Source organism: Mesorhizobium sp. CU3, from assembly GCF_006442965.1.
Classification (GTDB): domain Bacteria; phylum Pseudomonadota; class Alphaproteobacteria; order Rhizobiales; family Rhizobiaceae; genus Mesorhizobium.
Map to the genome: position 1 here is coordinate 108,413 of NZ_VFWX01000012.1, position 23,030 is coordinate 131,442.

The following is a 23,030-nucleotide window of genomic DNA, read 5'->3' on the forward strand; positions in this document are numbered from 1 at the left end:
GCAAACTACTGTGCGGCCCGAAATTTCTCCAAAAATCTCTAAGGAAAGGAAATTGGCTATGGATGTGATGTCTACGGACTATGGGATATTTCTTCTGCGTCTCGCGTTGGCGGCGCTGTTTGCAGCACACGCCTTGCTTAAGCTGCGTGTTTTCACAATTGCTGGAACCATGGCCTTTTTCCGTTCGATCGGGTTGCCGAGCTGGCTTGCTCCTGTGACGATCGCGATGGAACTGGCGGGTGCTGCCGCACTTTTCCTCGGCATAGCTCCGCGCATCGCAGCGTTGCTGCTTGTACCCTTGATTTTGGGGACTATTCTAACAGTCCATGGTAAGAATGGATGGCTATTCACCAATCAAAACGGGGGCTGGGAATTTCCCGCGTTTTGGGCTGCTACCCTCTTCGCCTTGGCCTTGCTTGGCGACGGCGCGTTCGTGTTGGTGCCATCCTCAATAATACTCCCCCACTAGCCCACTCAAAGCTAAAGGTGCGTCCGCGCTCCAACGCGGAGCCAACTGTCTTTGCCTCGTCGGAAGTCAGAGACAACTTCTGGAATAGCTACGCGGTTGTGAGCCATGCAATCCATCAAGGCCAGTCGACATTGCGCGCCTCTGGAACAGCTGGTCCCATGCCGAAATCGCGTGCTTGTCTGAAGCTTGAGGCAAGGTATCTTTGGAGGCGCGCGACCGCGCCGGGAATTTCGGGACGATCGGAAATCCAGCTGACATAGGACAGGTAGCGCATCAGGATAAACACCGGAAGTAGTGCCTCGTCCTGTGCAGAAAGTGGTCGCAGGCTGCGATAGCCTTCGAGCAAGGCGATCTGGATCAGACCATAGTGCGGCTCATCACGATTATTGGCCAGCACGATGGCGAGATCGTAGAGCCGCCACCCGAATGCGCAGTCGTCGAAGTCGATGAAGGCGACGTCCGAGCCAGCGAGAAGGATATTCTCTCGCACCAGGTCCGCATGGATCAATCCGAAGTCGCTCGGCATCACATTTGCGATGATCTGGCGAAGCTCTGTGCGAATCTCGCTCAGCCTGCGGCGCTGGTCGTCTGACAGCAGCGGACTGTCCCAGAAACGTCCCCACACTGGCCTCTCGCCCAAGATGCCCTCCGGGCCGAGGTCGGGGCGTTGAAAACCCAAGGGCAGGGTCCAACGGTCGGACAAAGCGTGCAGGCGCGCAAGGGTGACGCCGATGCCACGGAAGACGTCTTCAAGGCCTTGCGCAGGGCGCTCCAGCGGCTGGCCGGATCGCCCGAGCGGTTCTCCTTCTACCCAGGTCAGGAGGTCGGCGTGCTGCACAAACCCGCCATCGCCTGCCAGCGTCACAAGCAGACGGCCGTCGGGCGTCCGGACGGGATCGGGAACCAACAATCCGTTGGCGCGCAGATACCCCATCCAGGACAATTCCGAGACCAGAGCCTCGGCATCGTGATAGCCGGGTCGGTGCAGTCGCAGCGCCGCCTGCTGGCCTTCAACCATCACCCGTAAGACTGCATTCTCGCGGTAGGTGTGAAACGTCGCGGGACCAGTGTCTGTACCCCAATGAGTCAATGCCTCGGCTGCGCGGCGGCTCAACGTCGCGTGTACGTCGGGTGGGATGTCAGACACCATCTCAGACCCGCCCCAGCACCCGGTCGAGAATGTCTATAAGGAGATCAGCGTTTTCGATCGAGAAGGGCATTGGCGGCCTCATCTTGGTGACGTTCCCATGAATGCCCAGCCGGCCGATCAGCACGCCCTCTTCGCGCAGGCCATCCACGATTTTGGTCGCGAGGTCAGGTGCTGGCGCCCGGCTGGGGCGGTCAGTTACGAGCTCGCAGCCAAAGAAGAGCCCGGTTCCTCTGACGTCGCCGATCAGGCTATGGCGACCGGCGAGATCCTGCAGCCGGCGGTTCGCATAGGTTCCCACTCGCGCCGCATTCTCGATCAGCCTCTCCCGCTCGATGACGTCAAGCACCGCGCTCGCGGCCGCGCAGGAGACCGGGTTCCCACCGAAAGTGTTGAAATAGCGGACCTTCTTGCGGAAAGCGCTTAATATATCCCTCGTGGTGACCACACCGCCGACCGGATGACCATTGCCCATGGGCTTGCCAAGCGTCACGATGTCGGGGACAAAGCCAGCAAGTTCATGCCCCCACATGCGCCCGGTTCGTCCGAAGCCCGGCTGCACTTCGTCCGCAATCACGATCCCGCCGGCCTCCCGAACGGCCCGGATCGCCTTGGTCAGGAAGCCGTGAGGGAGGTCCGGAAAGCCTTCATTTGAGAAGAAGGGATCGATGATCAGCGCCGAGATCCCGTGCCCGGTGGCGATCAGGTCCGCAATCGCGGCTTCGACAGCGCGGGCGAATGCTTCCTCGAAGGGAATCCCGTCCATCTCCCCCAGCGGCCGGTAACTATCGGGGGCCGGTATGAAGCGGACATGTCCGCCACGGCCTCCTATCGGTTCGGTCTGTGCAGTCAGTTGGGAAACCGCAGCGGTGTTGCCGTGGTAGGTGTGCGCTGTCGCGATAACACCGGAACGGCCCGTAACCACCTGCGCCATCCGCAAAGCGATGTCGTTCGCCTCGCTCGCTGTACAGGTCAAGATCGCCGTCGCCAGAGAGGCGTCGAAGGTCGCCGTCAGTTTCTCGACATAGTCGAGGATGCCCTCGTGTAAGTAGCGCGTGTGCGTGTTCAACATCGCGGCCTGCCGCATCATAGCCTCGACGACCGCCGGGTGGCAGTGACCGACGTGGGCGACGTTGTTGTAGCAGTCCAGGTAGCGCCGCCCGTCGGCGTCCCAGAGCCAGACGCCCTCACCACGCACTATATGCACCGGGTCAGTGTAGAACAGCGGAGTGTTGGGTCCCAGCAGCCGCTCCCGGCGTGCCAGGAGGTCGGGTTCAGTCGTCGTCATCTCAAGTCCTCGCCTCACCCGACTGCACCCCGAAACGACAATTTCAGGACCGGCAATCTCTGTCGAAATACAGGATGGAATTTAATTTCATTTTTTTGTTGATGCGCACCTTAAGCTATGGCAGCTTGGGCTTGCAACAGAAATCTGCGTTCGGTGGCGGCTCCTTTTTGAGCGGCCTTCGGGGGTGAAGCGGGGCGGGACGAACGGTCTTGCCGCCGAGCGCAGACGGCTGGGCTGCGCATCGCCACGTCAATCGTCTTCCACAAGATTCTGGAGTTCAGGAATGTCGTCAGTCACTGCCGGTGAATGGCTAGCACGCACACTCGGCCGACAAGGCATCGACCATGTCTTCTTTGTCGATGCGATCCTGCGGCGCACCCTGGTCGAGCTCGAACAGGTCGGCGTCAAACGCGTCCTCGCTCACACCGAGAAGGCGGCTGCCTATATGGCCGACGGCTATGCCCGGATCCGCGGCCTGCCAGGCATCTGCATGGCGCAATCGGTGGGTGCCGCCAATCTGGCGGCGGGTTTGCAGGACGCGTTCCTGGCGCAGAGTCCGGTGATAGCGCTCACAGGGCGCAAGCCGCTTTCCTACAGGGACCGTAACGCCTATCAGGAGGTGAAGCATGCGCCGCTGTTTTCCTCTGTCAGCAAGTTCTCTGGCGACGTTGATGACCCGCGCGAACTGCCGCGCATGTTGGCGCATGCCTGGCGTGTCGCGCTCACGGCAACACCGGGTCCGACGCATCTGGATATTGACGGTCTGACCGGCGATCGTCTCGAACGGGGCCTCGTCGGCGACGCAACTGACTGGGCTGTGCCGCTCGGGGCCGGGCCAGTGCATCGCGCGCTCGCGAATGAGACTGAACTTGCAACCGCGGCCGAAATCCTGCTTGGGGCAAAGCGTCTCGCCATTGTCGCGGGGTCGGGGGCAACGCTTTCGCAAGCGGGTTCGCAATTGTTGACGCTGGCCGAGCGGCTGGCGGCACCGATTGCGACTTCGCTCGGCGCCCGTGGCATCGTGCCCACGCGCCATCGCCTGGCGGTTGGCACCGTCGGCAACTATTCCGCCGCTCCGGCCAACCAAGTCGTCCATGCCGCCGACGTCGTCCTCTTCGTCGGGTGCCGGGCGGGCGATCAGGTGACGTTGGACTGGCAGGTGCCGGGCGCCGAAGTCCGCATTGTACAACTGGACGCCGATCCTGTGGAGATTGGCCGCAACTATGCCAACACCAGCGGCATTTGCGGCGACCCGAAACTTGCCCTCGAGGCGTTGATTGGCCTGACCGGCAATCCCGATCGTGACAGCGCCTATAGCGACTGGGCAGCCGGCCTGATGCAGCAATGGCGTGCCGATCTTGCGCGTCTCGTCGCCGAGGACATCCCGGCGATCCGTGTCGAGCGTCTGTGCCACGAGATCGGGGAAGCGCTGCCGGCGAACGGCATCCTCGTCGCCGATACGGGGTATTCCTCGATCTGGTCCTGCACCTGCATCGAACTCAATGGTGCCGGACAGACCTATCTGCGTGCAGCCGGGTCGCTCGGCTGGTCGTTCCCGGCCGCGATGGGTGCCAAATGCGCAGCCGGCGACAGGCCGGTGATCTGCTTAACCGGCGACGGCGGTTTCTACTATCACCTTGCCGAGTTGGAGACGGCGCGGCGCAACGACATCGCGGTGGTGGTCGTGGTGAACAACAACAGTGGCTTCGGTCAATCGCTGAGCAGCATCCGCGCCATCCAGGGCCAGACACCGGGCAAGCCGGAAGAACTCTACCAGTTCGGGCCGCTCGATTTCGCTCGCGTTGCCGAGAGCTTTGGCGTCCGCGGCATCCGCGTGGAGAAGGCGGCCGACATTGCCGGTGCGCTGCGCGAGGCGATTGCGCTCAAGGCGCCCGTCGTCTTGGACGTCGTCACGGACATCGGGCCACGCACGCCCTCGCCGTGGAAGCCTGCCTGAACGCCGCCGAAAAAGATTTGAAATGGAGTTTTGACATGGCGCCCAATTACGATCTGACAGGCAAATGCGCGTTGGTGACGGGAAGCGCGTCGGGGATCGGCCTGGCGACGGTGCGGCGCCTTGCGGCGAGTGGCTGCAAAGTCGCGTTGAACCATCTTCCCGATGATCCCCGCGGTCCCGATGAAGTCGCCAGCCTGGTGGCCGAGGGATATGACGTAGTTGGGTTTCCAGCCGCGATCGGTCAGGGCGGTGAGGCCGACCTCTTGCAGTCGGTCGCCGAGGAGTTCGGGGGCCTGGATCTGCTCGTCAACAACGCCGGCACGCCTGGTGCGAAGTCCTCGATTCCGGCCACAGCGCTCGACGACATTACCGACGCCTTGTGGTCGACTGTGCTGGAGACCAATCTTGTCGGCCTCTTCCGGGCCACACGCGCCGCGGCGCCGCTGCTGCGTCAATCCGGTGGCGCGGTCGTAAACCTTGCATCCGTGTCGGCGTTCACATCGCGCGGATCAAGCATGGCCTATGCGGCGAGCAAGGCCGGCGTCATGACGCTGACAAGGCATCTTGCCCAGGGACTGGCCCCGGCCATTCGCATCAACGCTGTGGCACCCGGAGCAGTCGACAGCACCTGGGACATACGCTGGACCGACGAGCAAAGGCGCGCCTCCATCGAGGCGACGCCGTTGCGCCGGCGCTGTTCTCCTGAAGACATCGCCGAAACCGTCATCTATCTCGGCTTCGCGGCGCCGATGATCACCGGCCAGACCATTGTCATCGATGGCGGGCTCACGCTTTAAAGTCCCCGATAGGGGATCTGTAAACCCCACGCCTTTAGGCGGCCTGGGATTGCGGCGCTTCCAGTGTAGATTGGCTGGATGGAAGCGTAGAAGCGCGGCAGCCACACAGCCTGGGACTGCAAACATCATCTGGTGTGGGTGACGAATTACCCCTACGCGGTGCTTGGCGGCGACGCGGGCAACCGCTGCCGGGAGCTATTGCGCGAGACGGCAATGGCACACGAGATGATCATTCACGCCGGGTCGATCAACCGTGACCACGTGCATGTGCTGGTGTCGATACCGCCGAGCCTGTCGGTGTCACGCGCCGTGCAGCACCTAAAAGGGCGCAGTTCGCACAAGCTGCTGGGCGAGTTCGCGATATTGCGCAGGCGCTACTGGGGTCAGCATCTGTGGGCAAGGGGCTATTGGGTTGCCACGAGCGGCAACGTCACGGACGAGATGTGGATGGAATATATCAAGAACCAGACGCCGCCGGAGCCCGACGACAACTTCAACGTGACGTGAGCGAGCACCCCGTCCGCCCATTGGCGGACCGATCCGGCTTTGAGCCGTAACCTGAAGCCACCGCCTTTAGGCGGTGGAGCATTCACAGTCCAACCCTTCAAGGGACGACAAAGCTTCATCTCTCTGCGTCCACGACCTCCTGGCGCAGAGACGAACACACTTTTCCTGGAATTGCTTTTGAGCCGCTGGCGCAACGTTGGGCGCGCCATGCGCCGAAGCTTGCCGTGGCCACGCCCAGTCCGGCGCAGGTCAATCCGGGAAATGACAGGCGACGCGTCCGCCGTCGCCTGTTTCTGCGAGGTCTGGCTTGACCGAGGCGCAGATCGCTTGAGCCTTCGGACAACGTGTACGAAAGGCGCAGCCCGAAGGCGGCGATAGCGGACTTGGGATCTCCCCCTTGAGCACGATATGCTCCCGGCCTCGCTCAGCCACGGGATCGGCGATCGGCACCGCCGACAGAAGCGCGGTCGTGTAGGGGTGACGGGGATGCCGGTAGAGTGTCGCCGCATCGGCAATCTCGATAATCCTGCCCAGATACATGACCGCCACATTCTTGGAGATGTGCCGCACGACCGAAAGGTCATGGGCAATGAACAAGTATGCAATGCCAAGCCGCTGCTGCAGGTCTTGCAAAAGGTTGAGGACGCCCGCCTGGACGGACACGTCGAGCGCCGAGACCGGCTCGTCGAGAACAAGGGCATCAGGCTCCACCACCAGCGCGCGGGCGATGACCACACGCTGTCTTTGGCCGCCTGAGAGTTCGTGGGGAAAGCGTTTGCCGTGCTCTGGCGTGAGCTGGACCTGGCCAAGAATTGCGCGGGCGCGATCCCTGCGCTCGGCCTTCGGCATGTCGAGGATTCGCAACGGCTCGGCGATGATGTCCTCGACAGACATGCGCGGATGCAGCGAGGAGTAAGGATCCTGGAACACGAATTGCAGGTGCTGGCGCATCCTGCGCATTTCGGGCGCCGGCAGCGACAGGATATCGGACCCCCGATAACGGACCTCACCGGACGAGGGTTCTGTCAGTCGCAAGACGGCCTTGCCGAGCGTGGACTTGCCACAGCCCGACTCGCCAACCAGCCCCAAAGTCTCGCCATGGCGCAGCTCGAAGGACACGCCGTCGACGGCCTTTACCTGGGCGACCTCGCGTCGCAGGATCATCCCGGCCATGACAGGAAAGATCTTCCTCAAGTCGCGAACGTCGAGGACGACATCCCCGTCAGCGCCGCGCTGTCTGTCAGGTTGCTTCATGACGCTATTCCTTCACCCGTGCTTCGGCGCTGTCCCATTCGGGAAGGGCGTTGGCGAAATGACATGCCGAGACATGGCCGGACCCCCCAATCGTCGTTTTAGGCGGCGCAAGCTGTTGGCAGATATCGCCGGCGCGCTCGCAACGCGGATGAAAAGCACAGCCTGGTGGAAATCGTCCAAGCGCAGGTGGGGACCCGGCGATGGAGTACAGCCGTCCACCGGACTCCGTCAGCTTGGGGATCGATGCGATCAGGCCCCGTGTGTAGGGATGGCGTGGATTCTGGAACAGGTCGAACACGTCGGCCTGCTCGACGACCTGGCCGGAATAGACGACTGCCACACGGTTGGCGTGACCAGCCAGCACGCCGAGATCATGGGTGATCAGGACGAGCCCAAGCCCCAGTTTAGCCTGGAGTTCGCGCAGCATGCGCATGATCTGGGATTGCACCGTGACGTCGAGCGCGGTCGTCGGCTCATCAGCGATCAGAAGGTCCGGTCCGTTGGCGACAGCCATGGCGATCATGACGCGCTGACGCATGCCGCCCGAAAATTCGTGCGGGAACTGCCGCAACCGGCGGTCAGGCTGGGGTATCGAGACGAGCTCGAGCAGCTCCAGCGCGCGCTGGGTCGCTTGCCGGGCGTTCATCTGCGGCTGATGCAGGCGCAGCGCCTCGATGATCTGGTCACCGACGCGCATTGTCGGGTTAAGCGAAGACAGCGGGTCCTGGAAGATCATCGCGATCTTGGCGCCGCGGATGCGGCGCATCTCCCGCCTCGGCTTGGTGAGCAGCTCCTCGCCCAGATATTGGACTGAGCCAGAGACGACGGCGTTGGGGGGAGCAAGACCCAGTGCGGCCAGCATTCCGATCGACTTGCCCGAACCGGATTCGCCAACGATGCCGAGGACCTCGCCGCGGGCGATGTCAAGGTCAATGCCGCGCACGGCTTCCAAGACTTGGCCGTGCTTGCGAAAGCCGACGCGCAAGTCACGAACACGCAGCAAAGGCGGATGGCTGGCGGGCGAAGAGAACTGCATCATGTCTGTCACCGGGATCTCGGGTCGAAATAGTCGCGAACGCCGTCGCCGATGAAGTTGAAGCCCAAAACCACGCTGACAATGGCCAGGCCAGGTCCGAAAGCTATCCACCAATTGTAGAAGAAGGCGGCGCCGTCCGAGATCATGGAGCCCCATTCCGGGGTGGGCGGCGTGGCGCCGAGCCCGATAAAGCTCAGGGAAGCAGCGAGCAGTATGACCTGACCAAGGTCCATGGTGGCGCTGATCAGGATGGGCGTCCAGCACAAGGGCAAGATGTGCTTGAGCAGGATCCTCGCATTCCCGGCACCGCCGGCGATCGCTGCCTCGACATGCTCGCGCTCTCTGACCTCCAGGACCTGTGCACGCATCAGACGAGCATAGACGGGCCACCAGACGGCGATCATGGCGAGAGCGGCATTGCCAAGGCCAGGCCCTAGCGAGGCCGCGACCGCCATGGCGAGCAGCATCGGCGGGAAGGAAAGGGTGACGTCGACCAGTCGCATGATTGCCGACCCAACCAAACCGTCGCGGTAACCTGCGATCGCGCCGGCAGCCGAGCCCAGGACAACGGAGAAGATCACCACGACCAGCGCGATCGGCAGCGAATGCCGGGCGCCATGCAGGGTGCGCGACAGGACATCCCGGCCGAGCGCGTCGGTCCCGAACCAATGTTGCCATGAGGGTGGTTGGAGGCGCCGCGCGACCATCTCGAACGGCTCGTAGGGAGCGATATGGTCGGCAAACAGCGTCACAACGATCCAAAACAGGATGACAGCGACCCCGAACAGAAGCATCGGCGAGGCGAGTGTGCCGGCGAAAGGCTTGCGAAGGTAGAGGCGGGCAGTGGCGATCACGTCAGCCTCACGCGCGGGTTTGCGATGACATAGGCAATGTCCGTCAAAAGATTCGTGACCAGGAACATCATCCCGCCGACGATTGTGACGCCGATAATGGCAGGGAAATCCAGCGAACGGGCGGCCTGCACGGCGTAGGAGCCCATGCCCGGCCAGGTGAAAACGGCTTCGGTCAGGACTGCGCCGGTGATCAGGTAAGCGAAGGAATAGCTGATCAGCGTCAGGACCGGCACCAGGATGTTGCGGAAGGCGTGGCGGAAAACGACCCGCAGTTCGCCAGCACCCTTGGCCCTGGCCGTCAGGATGAACTCCTTGGCCATCACGTCAAGCATGTTGGCGCGCACAAGCCTGGAAATCGTTCCGGCGACCGCCCAGCCAAGGACGAGCGAGGGCAGGACCAGATGCGAGACGGCGCTGCGGAACCCGTCGATGTCGCCAGCCAAAAGGGTATCGACGGTCATCAGGCCGGTAATCGGCGGCGGCGGCGTCATGCGTGGATCGATCCGTCCCGGCCCGGGCAGGATCTGAAAATGGACAGAGAGCAGGAAGAGAAGCGCAAGCCCGATCCAGAAGACGGGAAGCGAGGATCCAAGCAGCGCGAACACCCGGGCTATCTGGTCGACGGCGCTGTCGCGATAATAGGCGGCCAGAAGGCCAAGCACGATGCCACTTGTCGTGCCAACGAGCATAGCGGCGATGACCAGCTCAAGCGTGGCGGGCAGGCGCGCGGCAATGTCGGTCAGCACGGGTCGTTTGGTGACGAAGGATGTTCCCATGTCGCCATGCAGCAGGTTGCTGACATAGGTGACGTAACGCTCAGGCAGGCTCTTATCCAAGCCCCAGCGCTGGCGGGCCGCCGCGACGACCTCGGGGTTGTTCAGCTGTTGCTCCGAGACGAGCGCGGTCAGCGGGTCACCTTTGGTCACCGTGGTCAGGAAGAAGGCCATGGTGACGATGCCCAGCACCAAGAACGGCATTGCGACGAGGCGCCGGAATATATAGTGCGACATGGGAGAGAACCTTTGTCATCGACGAAATGCAAGGCGACGCGTTGAGGTCATTGACGTGTCCCTCGGGTCGCGTCAACGTATGTGGAATTAAATTCCACATGTATGCTATTGGAGGGTTGGCCGTGAAGAAGCGCACCAAGACGAGCGGAGACGAGGCCGACGAGGCAACGCTCTATCCGACGGCCCTTGCCCGTGGGCTTGACATCCTTGCCGCGTTCACGCCGGCCGACCGCACCCTTGGCAACCAGGAGCTGATCGAACGCACAGGGTTGCCGAAAGCCACGATCTCGCGGCTGACCTTTGCGCTCGTCGGCCTGGGTTACCTGACCTATGATCAGGTGCTCGGCCGCTACAGCATCGGCGCGGCCACCATTGCACTTGGCTATTCCGGCCTCAGCGCCAATCCGGTAATCGCGATCGCCAAACCGCTGATGCAGGAGCTTGCCAACCAGACCAACCTCACGGTTGCCATGGGCGAACGCCAGGGCATGGAAATGCTTTACCTGGCCAGCTGCCGTTCGCTGAGTCCGGTGACGCTGCGGCTGAGCATCGGCTCGCGCCTGCCGATGTGGACGAGCGCCATGGGGCTCGCCTATCTGGCGGCTTGCCCGGAGACCTCGCGCAGCCTGATCGTCGATGAGCTGATCGCCGCCGATCCGGAGAATGCCGTCCGCATCAACAGCCTCGTCGCCGTGGCAGGGGAACAGCTTGCCCGCGACGGCTTCGTCGCGTCCCTTGGCGAATGGTACCCCTATATCAATGCCGTTGGCGTGCCCTTCGAGCCGACCGATGGGTCGCCGATGCTGTCCATCACCTGCGGCGGCATAACCGATATCGCCACGCGGGCCGTCTGCATGGACAGGCTGGGGCCTGCCCTGCGCGATCTGGCCAGCGAATTGCAGCTGCGCCTGATCGGGCAGGCGCCCGCCGGCAGGTGAGGGGGCAGGGCGGGACACGATCTAGCTCGCCTGCAGATGCGTCACGAAACGGGTGTTGTGGTAGGGCTCCAGCGCATCCGCGCCGCCCTCGGTGCCATGCCCCGATTCGTTGATGCCGCCAAACGGAACTTCGGGCAATGACAGCCCCTGATGATTGATCGATACCATGCCGGCGCGGATTTCGCGCGACATGCGCCCCGCGCTTGCGGCCGAGCTCGTGAAGCCATAGGCGGCCAGCCCAAACCCCAAGCGGTTTGCCTCCGAGATGGCGGCGTCTAAATCTTGCACGGGCGCCATGAGGGCAACCGGGCCGAAAGGCTCCTCATTCATGGCGCGCGCCGTTGTCGGGACCCGGCTGAGCACGGTGGGCTCGAAGAAATAGCCGGCATTTCCGGGTCTGCGGCCGCCCGTGGCCAGTTCCGCGCCTGACTGTACGGCGTCCTGCACCAAGGAAGCGATGGCCTCGACGCGACGCTCGCTGACGAGCGGGCCCATCGTGGTCCCCTCGGCCAGTCCGTCGCCAACCTTGAGAGCTCGGGCCTCGGCAACGAAACGGTCAACGAATTCGTCATAGACAGGCTCGCCGACGAGGAAACGCGTCGGCGATATGCACGCCTGGCCGGCATTCCTGTACTTGAAAAAGGCCATCGTCTTGGCGGCTTTAGCCAGATCGGCGTCAGGCAGAACGATGACGGGGGCGTGACCGCCGAGCTCCATCGTTGCGCGCTTCATGTGCAGCCCAGCCAGGCTGGCAAGCTGCTTGCCGACAGGTGTTGAGCCAGTGAAGGAGATCTTGCGGATGATCTCGTTGGGGATGAGATAGGACGAAATCTCGGCCGGTACGCCGTAAACCAGGTTGACAACGCCGTCCGGGATGCCGGCCTCGGCGAAGGCGGCCACGAGGCTTGCGGGCGAGGCCGGCGTCTCTTCGGGTCCTTTCAGAATAATCGAGCAACCAGCCGCGAGCGCGGCGGACACTTTGCGAACCACCTGGTTGATCGGGAAGTTCCATGGCGTGAACGCGGCGACTGGACCGACAGGCTCCTTGACGGTGAACTGCATGACATTGCCAAGCCTGGGCGGGATGACGCGCCCATAAGCGCGCCGGCCCTCCTCGGCAAACCACTCGATCAGGTCCGCGGCGGCAAGCGCCTCGGCGCGCGCCTCAGCCAGGGGCTTGCCCTGCTCCAGCGACAGCAACCGCGCGGCCGCTTCGGCGCGCTGGCGGAAAATATCGGCTGCCTTGCGCATGATCTTGCAACGTTCGAAGGCGGATACCGCCAACCATGTGGCGAAACCCTTTTGCGCCGCGGCCAACGCGGCATCGAGATCGGTCGCGCCTGCTTGCGCCACCTTGCCAATGACGGCCTCCGTCGCCGGATTGACGACCGGCAGGAACCGTCCGGCCCGCGACGGACCCCAGCTTCCATCGATGTAAAGCAGCACGTCAGGATAGTCCATCATACACCTCTTCCAAGCGATCTTTCACAAGATTTTGCTGCGGACGACCCGGGTTGGATCGCCGCTTCAGCGCCCGCAAACGAGCACAAAATTTCTGTTGCAAATTCATGTTGGCACGGCTTAGTGTCCGGTTCAATGGGACATGGAATTAAATTCCAGATTTCCCGTGAACTTGCCAGAAGTCTGATCAAACCGCGCCGGGACATGAGGCTGGCGGCGGGCGGATAGGTTCGTGCCCTTCCTCCCGCGCTCACAGGTGCAAACAGCAATGCAACCGGGAACAATGGGAGAAAATCATGAGCAGCAGTCGATATAGACGAATGGGTGCAGCGGGCCTGATGCTGATCGCCGCCATGGCGGCGACGGGTCGTGGACCTGCGTTTGCCGCCGACGACAAGCCTCTTGTCGTGGCAAGGGATCTCGACTTCCCGTCGCTCGACCCGCAAAGGGCGTTTTGCGACTCGTGCATGATCTACAACAGCGCTGTCTATCAGTCGCTTGTCACGCTGGACAAGGACAACAAGGTCGTCCCTGTGCTGGCTTCCAAATGGGAGATCAGCCCCGACCAGACCAAATTCACCTTCACGATCGACCCCAAAGCCAAATTCGCCGACGGTTCGCCGGTCGAGTCCAACGACGTGAAATGGTCGTGGGAGCGGCTCAAGAACATGAAAGGCAGCGCAGCCTTCTTCATGGGCAGCGTCGCCAAGCTCGAGACCCCTGATCCGAAGACCCTGGTGGTGACGACCAAGTCGCCGAATTCGGAGTTCATCAACATCACCGCAAGCTCGTTCATGAATGTCGTCAACAGCAAGCTTGCGATGCAGCATGGCGCCAAATCCGACGAGACGGCGCCGACGGCCGACACCAGCGAGGCCTGGTTCCTGGCGCACTCGGCCGGCAGCGGCCCCTTCGTTCTCGATGGCTACGAACCCAATGTTGAGCTGCGGCTGAAGCGCAATGAGGGTTACTGGGGCAAACCGGCCGCGCTGAAGGAGGTCATCATCCGGGCCGTCAAGGACGCGGTCAGCCAGGCACAGATGTTGCAGAACGGTACGGCCGATATTGCCATGCAGATCGATCCTGAAACCGCTAAACAGCTGCAGGGCAGCAACGTCAAGGTCGAGACCGCCCCTTCCTTCAACTTCATCTACGTTGCGTTGTCGCCCGGCGCCAAGGCCAACAAGGTGCCGCTGACGCCCGAGGTGCGCGAAGCGATCTCGCTGGCCCTCGACCGCAAGGGAATCCTCGATCTGACCCTTGGCGGGCAAGGTCGCCTGATCAGCACGCCAATCCCGCTCGGCTTCCCCGGCAGCCGCGGCTTTGCCGACCAGCCCACCGACGTCGAGAAGGCGAAGGCACTGTTGGCCAAGGCAGGTTATCCTGACGGTTTCGAGCTCGCGGCCGCATTTCCTGCGCTCAACGTCTATGGCGTCGACCTCTCGCTGCTCATGCAGAAGGTGCAACAAGACCTTGCCAAGATCGGCATCAAGGTGACGCTGGAGCCCATGCAATTCTCGAACTGGCGCGAACGCGTCAACGGCGACGGCATTCCGCTGACCGCAGTCTACTACGCGCCAGACTATTTCGGCACTTCGCAGTATCTCGACTATTTCGCCATGATCCCGGGAACGAATTGGTCCAAGCGTGCCGGCGCCAGCCGTGATCCGTCCATCCTCAATCCGCGGATCGCCGATCTCTACAAGAAGGCGCTTGCGGCGTCCGGCGACGACGCCGAGAAGCTCTGGCACCAGGCCGGGCAGGAAATGATCGACGACCGCATCATCCTGACCCTGGTGAGTCCGGATCTGATCCTGACCTACAATCCCGACATCAAGGGGGTGCACTACAGCACGTCGGCGATGTTGTCGCTGGCCGACCTCAGCCGGTAGCTCTCGGCACATAAGCGATGACCTCACCTAAGCTTCCAGGACCGGGGACCTCGACGTCCCCGGTCGCTTTCCCCGAAATCCGCGTCCTCAACGCTCCCGAGGAACTGACGGCTGCGGCGCATGTCTTTCGCTCGGCGATGGTCGGCCTGCCCGCTCTCCACGTCGTGGATGAGGGGGTGCTCGGCCGGCTCTTCGAGCCAGCGCGTGCTTTCGGCGCATTCGATCGCGGCGAACTGGTTGGCACGACGAATTCGCATGCATCGGCGATCCGGGTGCCGGGCGGCTTTTGGCTGCCGCAGGCGGCCGTCACCCATGTTGGCGTGTTGCCGAGCCACCGGCGCCGTGGCATCGCCAAGGCGATGCTGGCCGCCCAGCTTAGGCAGGCGCGCATGGCGGGCGAGCCAGTGGCCACGCTGCGGGCCACGGAAGGCCGCATCTATGGCAATTTCGGTTACGGCGTCGCCACCAGGGTCATGGATGTCGACCTGGTCCGGTCGGAAGCGAGGCTGCGACCTGGCCTCGAAGCGGCAGCGATCGTCAGCGTCGAAGCGGCCGATCAATGCTGGGAGCGGCTGCGGCAGATCTTCGAAGGCCAGGCTGGCCCGCGGGTCGGCGCGGTGTCGCGCGGTGCGATCTGGTGGCGCGCCAGCCTTGCGCGCGTCGCGATCGGCCCAACGCGTGCCTATGTGGCGATCTGCGGCGATGCCAGGGGCGATAGTGGCTATGTCCGCTACCACGCGGCCAGCGGCGGCGACTGGTTTGAAAGCAAGGACCGGGTGGTGATCGTCGACGACCTCGTCGCCCACGATGCCCGCGCCTATGTCGCGTTGGTCGGATTTCTGCTTGATCTCGACATCGCCCATCGCATTGTTCTGCCGACCCGCCCTCTCGACGACGTCCTTCCCCTTGTCCTGGAGGACGGTCGCAGCATGCGGGTGAGTGCCATCCGCGACGAGACCTGGCTTCGTCTGGTGGACGCGGAGGCGGCCTTCGCCGCCAGTTCCTGGGAAGGCGCCGGCGCCGATCCGGTGGTGCTTCAAATTGTCGACCGCTTGCTGCCCGAGAATACGGTCAAGCTGCGGTTCACGGCCGAAGGTATCGAACGCGCAACAGGCACGCCCGACATTGTGGCCGACATTGGCTCGGTGTCGGCCGCATATCTCGGCGGCACACGCTGGTGGCAGCTCGCGGAGGCCGGACGTCTTGAGGTCGGTGACCGGTCGGCGGTGGCAAGACTCGATCGACTGATGGGCAGCCCGGTCTTGCCGCATGGCGGCACCTTGTTTTGAATGTCCGGTCATTGCCACCCGAACTGGCTGGCAGCGGTCTGCACGACGTGATCGGCAATGGGGATCGCCGAAGTTGCCGCAGGCGAGGGTGCGTTGCAAACATGGATGCTGCGCGAGGTCCCGCGGATGATGAAGTCATGTTCGATCGAACCGTCGGCCATGACCGCCTGGGCGCGGATGCCGGAGGGATGGGGCTCAAAGTCTGCGAGGGTCAATTCCGGGCAGTAACGCCTGCAAAGCGCCAGATACCGGCGCTTGCTCAGCGAGTTGTGAAGTTCCGAGAGACCGAGCCGCATGTGATTGCGAGCCAGCTTGCGGAAGCCGCCATAGCCCAGATATTCGCACATGTCGCCAAGGTTGACGTCGCCGAAACGGTAACTCTCGCGCCCGAATGCGAGCACGGCGTTCGGGCCGACCGTAACGAAGCCGCCGATCATGCGTGTCAGGTGGACGCCGAGGAAGGGGAGCGCAGGATCCGGCACCGGATAGATCAGGTGGTTGACGATGCCGTTCCTTGCAGATCGAAGCCGATAATACTCGCCGCGGAATGGCACCAGCTGAAAGTCCAGTTCCAACCCGCACAGCTTGGCCATCCGGTCGGCCATGATCCCCGCGCAAAAGATGGCATGACGAGCCCTGACACTGCGGCCGCCGACCTCCATCGTCACGCCGGCGGCATCCTCGCGGACCGCCGTCACGGCCCCACCTGTCAGGACATCGCCGCCCCTTGCCACAAGGTCGTCACCCATCTTACGCGCAACAAACCCGTAATCGACAATCCCGGTCGTCCTTACGAAGATGGCGCCGCGCCCGGTTATGTGCGGCTCGCGTCGTGACAATTCGGCCGCATCGATGCGCTCGATGTCCATGCCGTTTTCCAGACCACGCTGGTAAAGGCCGGACAGGCGGGGCAGATCCTCGGGCTCGGTCGCGACAATCATCTTGCCGCATTGCTCGAAAGGTATGCCGTGATCGGTGCAGAAGCGCGTGGTCGCCTCGACGCCGGCCTTGCAGAAACGGGCTTTAAGGCTCCCGGGCTTATAGTAGATTCCGGCGTGGATGACGCCGCTGTTGCGGCCGGTCTGGTGGCGTGCGAGCCCATCCTCCTTTTCGAGGAGCGCGATGGAGAGGTGCGGGTAGCGTTGGGCTAGGCGCCGCCCAGTCGCCACGCCGACGATGCCGCCGCCAACAACTGCCACGTCGTATTCTGCCATGTCGTCTCAGTCCTCGGATTCTTTGTGGTGTTGCATCGCCGTCCGGCAACTCAGGTGACTGCCCCGAACACCGGGGTCGCAAGGCCAGTCACCTTTAACTCGGCCGATACCAGGGTGCCGGGCTGGTGCGATCCTCCCCTGTCGGTGGCGAGCGAGGTGATGAACATGGTCTTCAAGTCCCGTCCGCCGAAGCATGGCATTGTCGGGGCTCGGACCGGCAGGCGGATAATGTCAAGGCGCTGGCCGTCGGGAGAGAGCTTGGACAAAACGCCGGCCGTGACGCCGGCCGTCCAGTAATTGCCTTCGACATCGACGGCGGCCCCGTCGGGAAGCCCATCGCTCTCGGCGAACGTCGCCAGTGAGCGGCCATTCGAGATCCGGCCCTCGCGATCGAAATCATAAGCGCGCACATAGGCCGCGCGAGAATCAGCGTGGTACATGGTCTTGCCATCGGGACTCCAGGCCAGCCCGTTCGAGACAAAAAGGCCATCGATGATTTTGGTGCAGCGGCCCTCCGGCGTCACACGGTAGAGCGCCCCCGAAGGTGCCCGTGGCAGTGCGTCATGCATGCTGCCGACCCAAAAACAGCCGTCTGGCCCGACCTTGCCGTCATTGAGGCGGTTGACGGAGATGTCAGGCTCGGGGTGGACCAGAAACTCGAGCACGCCCGAGGCTGGATCGAAAAGATGGACGCCTGTGCGCAGGGCAACCACAAGACGTCCCCGGTCCGCGATTGCGATGCTGCCGACCGGTGTCGGCATGGGATAGCTATTGGTCTCGCGCGATAGCGGGTCGAACGCGTAGACGGCGGGCGCGAGGATGTCGACGAACCAGAGCCGTTGCCTGTCTACGTCCCAGACCGGACTCTCCCCAAGCCGCATCTCGAAATCGATGCATTTGGCGAAATGGATGGTTGGGTCAGCGGGCATGAATCCTCCGGTAGGCGGCCAACAGCATCCTTTCGGGAGCCTTGGCCGGTTCAAAATCTCAAACCTGTGTTCGGCTGCATAAAATACGCTCTTGCCTATTTTTGCAATATGATACATCAAAATGGGGCAAAGAAGATTTCGGCGACGGGAGTCGGCATATGGAAAACGCGCTCAGGACGCGGCTGCTCGCCGGGGATGTCTGCTTCAACGGCTGGCTGTCCATCGCTAACGGCTACTCAGCCGAAGTGATGGCCAGGGCGGGTTGGGACAGCGTCACGATCGATCTACAGCACGGTGTGCAGGACTATCAGGGCATGGTCCACTGCCTGCAGGCAGTAGCGGCATTCCCTGTGACACCGCTGGTGCGGGTCGCAACGAACGAACCAGGCATGGTCGGCAAGGCCCTCGATGCCGGTGCCTGGGGGATCATCTGCCCAATGGTCAATACCCCGGACGATGCCAGCGCCTTTGCCCGGGCTTGCCTCTACCCACCGCGCGGTGCGCGCTCCAACGGACCAAACCGGGCGGCCGCCTATGGCGAGTCCACGCCCTACCAGGGCCTCGCCAACGACCGCGTGCTGGTGTTGCCGATGATCGAGACGGCCGAGGCGGTCAGCAATCTGGAGTCAATCCTCGATGTGCCTGGCGTGAGCGGCGTCTATGTCGGGCCAAGCGATCTGGCCCTGTCGAGGGGCATGGAGCCGAAATTCGACCTCGAAGACGACGCCACGCTCGCCATCTATGCCACCATAGTCCGTGAGACCGCCAGGAGGGGACAGGTGGCCGGCATCCACACTATTGGGCCAGCCTATGCAGGTCGCATGGCCGAGATGGGTTTCCGTCTGGTCACGATCGGCAGCGACGCCTCCCTCCTGCTCAGGGCCGCGCGCGACGCTTTGGCGATAGCCCATAGCGCTGCGGCGAGTGGCGGCGCGCTGAAAGGGGCATGACAACTGCGATGGCACCGATCACCAGGCTTCATTCCGATCCGAGACCAGACGATCAACTGCGGCTGCTTGGCATTGCCTTGCCGCCGCCGCGCCGGCCCGTGGCAAACTTCGTTCCCGCCATTCGCCACGGACAACTCCTCTATCTGTCGGGCCAAGGGCCGGTCGACGGGCAGGGGACGGCCCGCCGCGGAACCGTCGGCCGCGACGTCACCGGTGAGGAGGCTTATCAGCACGCCCGCCAGACGGCCATCAACCTGCTGTCGGTCGCAAAGGAGGCCCTGGGTTCCCTCGATTGCATCGAACGCGTCATCAAGGTTCTTGGCTTCGTCAACGCCGTGCCGGGTTTTGAGGACCATCCGCGGGTGATCAATGGCTGCTCGGACCTTTTGCTGGATGTCTTCGGTCCCATCCGCGGAGCCCATGCGCGCTCCGCGATCGGCGCCGGCTCCCTGCCGCGTCAGATCACGGTGGAGATCGAGATGATCATCGCGGTCAAGGAGGCGGGCTGAATGGCCGCAATGGGCATGATCGCGCGGCTGGAACAAGCCCAGCCTGCAAGAGGAACAAGGCGGCCGCGCGCGCTGGCCGCCCATGCAGAAAAATGTGAGCGCGCGTTCAAGAAATACCAATGGGAGTAATTATGACAAACTCACTTGAAAAGAACCTCATTCGGTCCTGGCGTGCCGCCATGCTGGCCACGCTCATGGCCGTCCCTGCGACCATGCCGACAGACTTCGCCGCCGCGCAGGGCAAGCCACTTGTGATCGCCCGCAATCTGGCGATCAATTCGCTGGACCCGTCACGGGCTGCCTGCGACACGTGCCTGATCTATTTGAGCGCCGTGTATGAGACGCTCGTCCGTCTCGGCCCTGACGGCCGCTCCGTCGTCGCGGGGCTGGCCGAGAGCTGGCAAGCCAGTGACAACAACACAAAATTCACCTTCAAGCTCAACCCGAAGGCGGTCTTCTCGGACGGCTCGCCCGTCGAGGCCAAGGATGTGGTCTGGTCATGGAACCGCCTGGCAAATGCCCAGGGCGGAATGTCCTGGCTGCTTGACACGATCAAGACCATCGACACCCCGGATGCGCACACCATCTCGATCACGCTGAGCCAGCCCGACGCCGAGTTCATCGGCAAGGTGATGGGACCGAATGCGGCGATCATCAACAGCGTCGTGGCCGAACGCAACGGGGCACGCGCGACAAAGGAAGCGGCCAACACCGACACCGCCGAACCCTGGTTCCTGGCGAATTCGGCCGGCAGCGGTCCGTTCGTCCTTGAGGCCTATAGCCCCAATGACGTGCTGCGCTTCAAACGCAACGAGAAGTATTGGGGCGATCCCGCCAAGATCGATGAGGTGGTGATGCGGCAGGTCAAGGACTCGATCGCCCAGTCCCAGATGATCCAGAACGGCGACGCCGACATCGCTATGCAGATCTCACCCGACACGGCGCTCACCATGCAATCGCCGGATATCAAGGTGGACAAGGCGCCGTCCTACAATTTCATCTACATGGCGATCAGCCCCGGCGCCAAGGGCAATACGGTGCCTTTGACCAAGCCGGTGCGCGAAGCGATCTCGCTGCTGGTAGACTATGACGGCCTTGTCGACTTCGCAGTGGCCGGAGCCGGAAGACTCCAGGCCTCGCCAATTCCAAACGGGTTCCCCGGAACCGACGGTCTGCCGCAACCGAAGCAGGATGTGGACAAGGCCAAGGCGCTGCTTGAGCAAGCCGGGCTTAAAGACGGGTTCGATCTCGAGGCCAAGTTCCCCAACCAGAACTACTATGGCGTCGACATGTCGACCCTCATGCAGAAGCTTCAGCTCGATCTCGCCAAGGGCAATGTCCGCCTGAAGCTGGAGCCGATGACCTTTGAAGTATGGCTCGATGTCGTGCGCGGCGATGGCACGCCCTTCACGGCCTCCTACTACGCACCGGACTATTACGGTTCCGGCCAGTTCGTGAAGACGTTCGGCATGATCAAGGGCACCCGCTGGTCCAAGCGTTCGGGCGCCGACAAGGTCGAGGGCGTGATGAATCCCAAGGAGGAAGAGCTTCTCACCCAGGCGCTGGCCGCACCGGAGGCCAAGCAGGGCGATCTCTTCAGGCAGGTCGGGCAGGAGATGATCAACGATCGCGTGATCGTACCCTTGGTCAACCCCGACAACATCCTGGTCTACCGAAGCAATGTGGTGGGCGTGCGCTACTCAATCAACGAGTTCTTGCCGCTGCGCGAGTTGAGTTTCGGCAAATGATATGGCTGCCGGCGACGAACCCATCCTGCGGTTTCGTCGCCGGCTGGTGACGCCGCTCCGGCCTGGGCCACCGACGGTAGCGGTGGCCCGTCGCGTTGGAGCGGGGTTATCATATGCATACGGGCGATTCCGTTTTCGTCGTCGATGGTCTACCGTTGGTGAAAAGGAATTGGAGTCGTATTGCGGCATGGGCCATTCCAGAGCGGGACATTCGTCATGAAGGCCGACAGCTTCGAGGCGGCTGAAGAGGACCCGGGTCTCAATCGCAACAGCCTGTCTGAGCGGATCTATGCGCGGCTCCGGCTTGCCCTCATGACCGGGGAATACGAGCCTGGCGGGCGCCTCAACATCCGCAAGCTCGCGGCAGGCTACAAAACTTCCCCCACGCCGGTTCGTGAGGCGATCATCCAGTTGGTGCGCGAGGGCGCCCTGGAACTGCCGCTCGGCTACCAGCCGCGCGTGCCCGTCTTGTCCATCCCGAAATACATCGACATCCGCGAAACCCGCGCCCCCTTGGAGCGGCTCGCCGCGGAGCTAAGCACGGTCAATATAGGTGATGACGATGTGCGGCGGTTGCGTCGCCTGCACGCGGCCTTCGTCGATTCGGAAGCCTCGGAACATTGGAAGGCCGCGCTCTCCGCGAACCAGGAGTTCCACTTCACGATCTACCGCGCTTCCAAAAATGACGTGCTGGTCAGGGTTATCGAGAATCTCTGGCTCTTGGCCGGACCCTTCGTGAACAATCAATATCCCAATATCCGCCAGGCGTCGTCCGATGTGCACCCCCATTTGCTGATCATAGACGCCCTTGTCCGGCGGTCGCCCTCGGAGGTCGGCGAGCTGGTGGTGCGAGACATGCGTGAAGGTTCCTATAGGATCCTCGAGCAACTTCGCCTGGCTGAAGAGCGCAAGGGCAAGCGGCGCAGGAAGCCAGAATGACAGGTCCGGTCAGTCTGGCCTGGTCGCTGTTCGTCGCGCCTTCAGTTTTTCGGCACCTATGATCTCGTTGCGTTCATACATCTGCCTGAGGCTTTTGGGCTTGACACCGATAGCGCGCACGAATTTTGCCCGCTCGGGCGGGATGTAGGCCTCAAGCGCTTTCTTGGCGATGGCATCCAGTATCACGCCGGCGACCAGCTCCGGCGTCACCGGGTTGCCAGCGAAGGCCAACGCCATGGCGTCGTCCCCTGCCTCCTTCGCAAGCATGGGGGTTTCGGTGGCCGTTGGGTATACGATGGTGAAGTCTACAGGGCTTTGTCGCTCCTCAATCGCAACCGCATGGTGGAAGGCGCGCAAGGCGTGTTTGGCGGCGGCATAACTTGCGATGCCCGGGAAGGGCAGGAACGCATTCATACTGGCTATGGTCACGAGGTGTCCCGAGCCTTGTTTCTTGAAACGAGCTAGGGCGGCCAGCATTCCCGTTGCAGCGCCCATGAAGTTCGTCTCCATGGTATGCCGGTGCCGTTCCACTGAAACATCGGCGGCGAAGCCCGTGTGGACGATCGCTGCGTTGTTGATCAGCACGTCAAGGCGGCCGTGGGCGTCCCAGATACGATCGAGAGCGATCCGCCAATCGTCTTGCGAGCAGATATCGAGGCGCTGCGCCGAAGCGTTCGGGCCGATCGAGGTGGCGACGTCCAGCGCTCCCGCCTCATTGATGTCGGCAATAACCACCTTATGTCCAGCCTCCACCGCCAAACGCGCGGTGGCAGCCCCGATCCCGCTCGCGGCACCGGTGATTAGCATGATCTTGGATTTCGTCTTGCGCGCCATTTTCGCCG

At 62.8% G+C, this 23,030-nt stretch carries 21 protein-coding genes and 1 pseudogene; 12 read left to right on the forward strand and 10 right to left on the reverse strand.

Annotated elements, in window-relative coordinates; translation table 11 throughout:
* Positions 1-58 precede the first annotated feature (58 nt).
* Positions 59-469, forward strand: coding sequence for a DoxX family protein (locus tag FJ988_RS19480; RefSeq protein ID WP_140820052.1), 411 nt, complete (start codon positions 59-61; stop codon positions 467-469).
* A gap of 115 nt (positions 470-584) precedes the next feature.
* On the opposite strand, the gene FJ988_RS19485 is transcribed toward FJ988_RS19480, so the two are convergent.
* A complete protein-coding gene (locus FJ988_RS19485; RefSeq protein WP_140819965.1) occupies positions 585-1,619 on the reverse strand; it encodes a phosphotransferase enzyme family protein in 1,035 nt (344 codons plus the stop codon).
* Between the two features lies 1 nt (position 1,620).
* Entirely contained in the window at positions 1,621-2,904 is a 1,284-nt protein-coding gene (locus FJ988_RS19490) for an aspartate aminotransferase family protein (protein WP_140819966.1), read from the reverse strand.
* Positions 2,905-3,187: 283 nt separating this feature from the next.
* Here FJ988_RS19490 and FJ988_RS19495 point away from each other — a divergent pair, with 283 nt between their 5' ends.
* The 3 genes and pseudogenes from FJ988_RS19495 to tnpA form a co-directional block, all read left to right on the forward strand.
* Complete coding sequence (locus FJ988_RS19495) at positions 3,188-4,861, forward strand: thiamine pyrophosphate-binding protein (RefSeq protein ID WP_140819967.1); 1,674 nt, start codon at positions 3,188-3,190, stop codon at positions 4,859-4,861.
* Positions 4,846-5,658 carry an SDR family NAD(P)-dependent oxidoreductase gene (locus tag FJ988_RS19500; protein WP_246688598.1) on the forward strand — a complete coding sequence of 271 codons (813 nt, stop codon included), beginning with the start codon at positions 4,846-4,848 and terminating at the stop codon, positions 5,656-5,658. The genes FJ988_RS19495 and FJ988_RS19500 overlap by 16 nt, the downstream gene beginning before the upstream one ends.
* A gap of 105 nt (positions 5,659-5,763) precedes the next feature.
* Positions 5,764-6,165 (forward strand): annotated as a pseudogene (tnpA, locus tag FJ988_RS19505) (IS200/IS605 family transposase); the annotation flags it as partial.
* 249 nt (positions 6,166-6,414) lie between these two features.
* On the opposite strand, the gene FJ988_RS19510 reads toward tnpA, so the two are convergent.
* Genes FJ988_RS19510 through FJ988_RS19525 form a run of 4 tightly spaced genes read right to left on the reverse strand, consistent with a single transcriptional unit; the run spans position 6,415 to position 10,319 of the window.
* Positions 6,415-7,419 carry an ABC transporter ATP-binding protein gene (locus FJ988_RS19510; RefSeq protein WP_140819968.1) on the reverse strand — a complete coding sequence of 335 codons (1,005 nt, stop codon included), beginning with the start codon at positions 7,417-7,419 and terminating at the stop codon, positions 6,415-6,417.
* Between the two features lie 4 nt (positions 7,420-7,423).
* The gene (locus tag FJ988_RS19515) at positions 7,424-8,458 is read right to left on the reverse strand and encodes an ABC transporter ATP-binding protein (protein ID WP_348644483.1); all 1,035 of its coding nucleotides are present in this window, start codon (positions 8,456-8,458) and stop codon (positions 7,424-7,426) included.
* Positions 8,459-8,463: 5 nt separating this feature from the next.
* Positions 8,464-9,249: an ABC transporter permease gene (locus FJ988_RS19520; RefSeq protein ID WP_140820055.1), complete on the reverse strand. Its 786-nt coding sequence runs from the start codon at positions 9,247-9,249 to the stop codon at positions 8,464-8,466.
* A 56-nt stretch (positions 9,250-9,305) separates the two neighbouring features.
* Positions 9,306-10,319 carry an ABC transporter permease gene (locus FJ988_RS19525; RefSeq protein ID WP_140819969.1) on the reverse strand — a complete coding sequence of 338 codons (1,014 nt, stop codon included), beginning with the start codon at positions 10,317-10,319 and terminating at the stop codon, positions 9,306-9,308.
* Between the two features lie 122 nt (positions 10,320-10,441).
* Between FJ988_RS19525 and FJ988_RS19530 the strand changes: the two genes are divergently transcribed.
* Positions 10,442-11,257: an IclR family transcriptional regulator gene (locus tag FJ988_RS19530; RefSeq protein ID WP_181183601.1), complete on the forward strand. Its 816-nt coding sequence runs from the start codon at positions 10,442-10,444 to the stop codon at positions 11,255-11,257.
* A 21-nt stretch (positions 11,258-11,278) separates the two neighbouring features.
* On the opposite strand, the gene FJ988_RS19535 is transcribed toward FJ988_RS19530, so the two are convergent.
* The gene (locus FJ988_RS19535; protein ID WP_210242779.1) at positions 11,279-12,718 is read right to left on the reverse strand and encodes an NAD-dependent succinate-semialdehyde dehydrogenase; all 1,440 of its coding nucleotides are present in this window, start codon (positions 12,716-12,718) and stop codon (positions 11,279-11,281) included.
* Between the two features lie 338 nt (positions 12,719-13,056).
* On the opposite strand from FJ988_RS19535, the gene FJ988_RS19540 reads away from it, so the two are divergent.
* Complete coding sequence (locus tag FJ988_RS19540; RefSeq protein ID WP_181183610.1) at positions 13,057-14,610, forward strand: ABC transporter substrate-binding protein; 1,554 nt, start codon at positions 13,057-13,059, stop codon at positions 14,608-14,610.
* 137 nt (positions 14,611-14,747) lie between these two features.
* Complete coding sequence (locus FJ988_RS19545; protein ID WP_181183602.1) at positions 14,748-15,899, forward strand: GNAT family N-acetyltransferase; 1,152 nt, start codon at positions 14,748-14,750, stop codon at positions 15,897-15,899.
* A gap of 8 nt (positions 15,900-15,907) precedes the next feature.
* Here FJ988_RS19545 and lhgO read toward each other — a convergent pair whose 3' ends face one another.
* Both lhgO and FJ988_RS19555 read right to left on the reverse strand, forming a co-directional pair.
* The gene (gene lhgO, locus FJ988_RS19550; RefSeq protein ID WP_140819974.1) at positions 15,908-17,113 is read right to left on the reverse strand and encodes an L-2-hydroxyglutarate oxidase; all 1,206 of its coding nucleotides are present in this window, start codon (positions 17,111-17,113) and stop codon (positions 15,908-15,910) included.
* Between the two features lie 50 nt (positions 17,114-17,163).
* Positions 17,164-18,042, reverse strand: a complete 879-nt coding sequence (locus tag FJ988_RS19555; protein ID WP_140819975.1) for an SMP-30/gluconolactonase/LRE family protein — start codon at positions 18,040-18,042, stop codon at positions 17,164-17,166.
* A 158-nt stretch (positions 18,043-18,200) separates the two neighbouring features.
* On the opposite strand from FJ988_RS19555, the gene FJ988_RS19560 reads away from it, so the two are divergent.
* From FJ988_RS19560 to FJ988_RS19575, 5 genes are all read left to right on the forward strand, one after another.
* Positions 18,201-18,992 carry an HpcH/HpaI aldolase/citrate lyase family protein gene (locus FJ988_RS19560; RefSeq protein WP_140819976.1) on the forward strand — a complete coding sequence of 264 codons (792 nt, stop codon included), beginning with the start codon at positions 18,201-18,203 and terminating at the stop codon, positions 18,990-18,992.
* 8 nt (positions 18,993-19,000) lie between these two features.
* Positions 19,001-19,501 carry a RidA family protein gene (locus FJ988_RS19565; protein ID WP_246688602.1) on the forward strand — a complete coding sequence of 167 codons (501 nt, stop codon included), beginning with the start codon at positions 19,001-19,003 and terminating at the stop codon, positions 19,499-19,501.
* Positions 19,502-19,630 (forward strand): hypothetical protein, encoded by a 129-nt coding sequence (locus tag FJ988_RS31395; protein WP_281407750.1) that lies wholly within the window; start codon positions 19,502-19,504, stop codon positions 19,628-19,630. It begins immediately after the preceding gene.
* 50 nt (positions 19,631-19,680) lie between these two features.
* Entirely contained in the window at positions 19,681-21,249 is a 1,569-nt protein-coding gene (locus FJ988_RS19570; RefSeq protein WP_140820056.1) for an ABC transporter substrate-binding protein, read from the forward strand.
* A 216-nt stretch (positions 21,250-21,465) separates the two neighbouring features.
* On the forward strand, positions 21,466-22,188 hold the full coding sequence (locus FJ988_RS19575; protein WP_140819978.1) for a GntR family transcriptional regulator: 723 nt from the start codon (positions 21,466-21,468) through the stop codon (positions 22,186-22,188).
* Positions 22,189-22,197: 9 nt separating this feature from the next.
* Here FJ988_RS19575 and FJ988_RS19580 read toward each other — a convergent pair whose 3' ends face one another.
* The gene (locus tag FJ988_RS19580; RefSeq protein ID WP_140819979.1) at positions 22,198-23,022 is read right to left on the reverse strand and encodes an SDR family oxidoreductase; all 825 of its coding nucleotides are present in this window, start codon (positions 23,020-23,022) and stop codon (positions 22,198-22,200) included.
* Positions 23,023-23,030 lie beyond the last annotated feature (8 nt).